Source organism: Kineococcus indalonis, assembly GCF_009906395.1.
In the GTDB taxonomy this organism is placed as follows: domain Bacteria; phylum Actinomycetota; class Actinomycetes; order Actinomycetales; family Kineococcaceae; genus Kineococcus; species Kineococcus indalonis.
This window is the reverse complement of sequence record NZ_JAAALM010000484.1, coordinates 1-3,114: the sequence shown is the minus strand read 5'-3', so window position 1 is coordinate 3,114 and position 3,114 is coordinate 1. Positions and strand designations below refer to the sequence as shown.

The following is a 3,114-nucleotide window of genomic DNA, read 5'->3' as shown; positions in this document are numbered from 1 at the left end:
GGGGCCTGCGCGCGCTGACGTGGGCGGGCTCGGCCGCCGCGACGGCCCTGACCGCGCACTCCCTGCTGAACGCGCGGGCGCTGCGCACGCCCTCGCTGGAGCCGCCGCCGGTGGCCGGGCGGGTCAGCGTGCTGCTGCCGGCGCGCGACGAGGAGGAGCGGGTGGGCCCCTGCCTGGTGGCGCTGCTGGACCAGGTGGGGGTGCCCGAGCTGGAGGTGCTGGTGCTGGACGACGCCTCCGGCGACCGCACCGCGCAGGTGGTGGGGACCGTCGCGGCGGGCGACGCGCGGGTGCGGCTGCTGCGCGGGCAGGGCCCGCCGCCGGGCTGGCTGGGCAAGCCGCACGCGTGCGCGCAGCTGGCGGCCGCGGCCACCGGCGAGGTGCTGGTGTTCGTCGACGCCGACGTCGTGCTGGCCCCGCACGCGCTGGCGGCCGGGGTGGAGCTGCTGCGCGGCGCCGACCTGGACCTGGTGTGCCCCTACCCGCGGCAGCTGGCGCACACGTGGAGCGAGCGGCTGGTGCAGCCGCTGCTGCAGTGGTCGTGGCTGACGACGCTGCCGCTGCGCGCCGCGGAGGTCTCCGCGCGCCCGTCGCTGTCGGCGGCCAACGGGCAGTTCCTGCTGGTGGACGCGGGCGCGTACCGGCGCGCCGGCGGGCACGGCGCGGTGCGCGGGGAGGTGCTCGACGACATCGCGCTGCTGCGGGCGGTGAAGGCGGCCGGGGGGCGCGGCGGCGTCGCGGACGGCACCGAGCTGGCCACCTGCCGGATGTACGAGGGCTGGCCGGCGCTGCGCGAGGGGTACGCGAAGTCGCTGTGGTCGGCGTTCGGCCCCGCCCCGGCGGCGGCCGCGGTGGCCGCCGGGCTGGCGGTGGCGTACGTGCTGCCGCCGCTGGCGGCGCTGGGCGGCTCGCGCGCGGGCGCGGTCGGCTACGTGGCGGCGGTGGTGGGCCGCTACGCGGCGGCCGAGCGCACCGGCGGGCGCTCGCTGCCGGACGCCCTGGGGCACCCGGCGTCGGTGGCGCTGCTGCTGGGCCTGCTGGCGGACTCCTGGGCGCGGCACCGCCGCGGCGGGCTGGCGTGGAAGGGGCGGGCGCTGCCGTGAGCCGCGCGGTGGTGGTCGGCGCGGGGCTGGGCGGGCTGTCGGCGGCGGCGCGGCTGGCGGCGCTGGGGCACGAGGTCGTGCTGTGCGAGCAGGCGGACGAGGTCGGCGGGAAGCTCGGCTGGTACAGCCGCGACGGCTTCTCCTTCGACACCGGCCCCTCGCTGCTGACGCTGCCGGCGGTGCAGCGCGACCTGTTCCTGAAGACGGGCGCGCCGATCGAGTCGGTGCTGGACGTGGTGCCGCTGGACCCGGTGGCGCACTACCGCTTCGCCGACGGCACGGAGGTGGACCTGCCCGGCGGCGGGCTGCCGCGGGTGGCGGCGGCGCTGGACGAGGCGCTGGGCGCGGGCACCGGCGAGCAGTGGACGCGCTTCCTGCGCCGGGCCGCGGCGGTGTGGGACGTGGCGCGCGAGCCGTTCCTGGAGTCGCCGCTGGAGGGGCCGCGCACGCTGCTGCGGCTGGCGCGCAGCGGCGCGGACGTGCGCGCGGTGGCGCCGTGGTCCTCGCTGCGCTCGCTGGGCCGGCAGTACCTGCGCGACCCGCGCCTGCGGGTGCTGCTGGACCGCTACGCCACCTACTCCGGCTCGCACCCGGCGAAGGCGCCGGCGGCGCTGGCGACGGTGCCGTTCGTGGAGCAGTCCTTCGGCGCCTGGTACGTGCGCGGCGGGCTGCGGCGGCTGGCGGGGGCCGTGGAGGAGCGCGCCCGCGAGCGCGGGGTGCGGGTGCGCACGGGCGCGGCGGTGGAGCGGGTGCTGCTCTCCGGCGGGCGCGCGGCGGGCGTGCGCCTGGCGGACGGGGAGGAGCTGCCCGCCGACGTCGTGGTCTCCGCCGTGGACGCCGCGCACCTGTACCGCGACCTGCTGCCGCGACCGCGGCTGCGGCCCTCCCCGCGGCGGCGCTCCTCCTCGGGGTTCGTGCTGCTGCTGGCGCTGGAGGGGCGCACCCCGGGCCTGCGCCACCACACGGTGCTGTTCCCCGACGACTACGACGCGGAGTTCGCGGACCTGGCCGCGGGCCGGCCGGTGGCCGACCCGACGGTGTACGTCAGCGCCCCCGACGACCCGGCGCTGCGGCCCTCGGACGGCACCGAGGCGTGGTTCGTGCTCGTCAACGCGCCCGTGCACGACCCCGGCGGGCGGGCGCCGGGCGGCACGGACTGGACGGACGCGCACCTGGTGGAGGGGTACGCCCGGGCGGTGCTGGCGACGATGGCCCGGCGCGGGCTGGACGTGCGCGACCGGCTGCGCTGGAGCGTGGTGCGCACCCCGGCGGACCTGGAGCGCGAGACCCGCAGCGACGGCGGGGCGATCTACGGCACCTCCAGCGACGGGGTGCGCTCGGCGTTCCTGCGGCCGGCGAACCGCTCCCCGGTGCCGGGGCTGTTCCTCGTGGGCGGCAGCGCCCACCCCGGTGGGGGGCTGCCGCTGGTGGGGCTGTCGGCGCGCATCGTCGCCGACCTCGTCGGCCCCGCCTGAGGCGCGGGGCGCGGCGGCCGGGGCCTACAGGCGGCGGCCGAGGGCGGTGGCCACCTGCACCAGGCCCACGCCGCCGAGCCCGGCCCACGCCGCGGCACCCAGCAGCGCCCACGGCGCCTGCCCGGGCGCGATCGCGGTGGCCGCCGCGCACGTCGCGGCCACCGCGATGCGCACGGGCCGCTCGGCGACGCTGACGACGCCGACGTCGCTGACGCCGAGGCCCTGGGCGCGCGCGCGCAGGTACTCCTGCAGCTGCGCCAGGCCGCCGGCGGTCGCGGCGAGCCAGGCGGGCGCGCCGCAGCCGAGCAGCACCAGCGCGCAGGCGGCGTCGCCGACGCGGTCGCAGCAGGCGTCCAGCAGCGCGCCGCGGTCGCTGGTGCGCCCGCGCAGCACGGCGACCGCGCCGTCGAGGTTGTCGAGCACGCCGCCGGCGGCGACGAGGAGGGCGGCGGCGACGGCGGGAGCGCCGCCGGGCCCGGCGGCCAGGGCCACCCAGGCGGCCGCGGCCGCCAGCGCCGTGCCGGCGAGGGTGACCG

General features: G+C 80.2%; 3 protein-coding genes. 2 read left to right on the top strand and 1 reads right to left on the bottom strand.

From position 1 onward, the window contains the following. Together GTR00_RS17815 and GTR00_RS17810 are read left to right on the top strand one after the other, a co-directional pair. Positions 1-1,103 (top strand): glycosyltransferase (locus tag GTR00_RS17815; protein ID WP_205706096.1); only part of this gene is annotated, 1,103 nt, incomplete at its 5' end. Next, positions 1,100-2,578 carry a phytoene desaturase family protein gene (locus tag GTR00_RS17810; protein ID WP_166612917.1) on the top strand — a complete coding sequence of 493 codons (1,479 nt, stop codon included), beginning with the start codon at positions 1,100-1,102 and terminating at the stop codon, positions 2,576-2,578. The genes GTR00_RS17815 and GTR00_RS17810, both read left to right, overlap by 4 nt. Before the next feature lie 24 nt (positions 2,579-2,602). Here GTR00_RS17810 and GTR00_RS17805 read toward each other — a convergent pair. Further along, positions 2,603-3,114: CDP-alcohol phosphatidyltransferase family protein (locus tag GTR00_RS17805; protein WP_166612916.1), on the bottom strand; the 512-nt coding region annotated here is incomplete at its 5' end.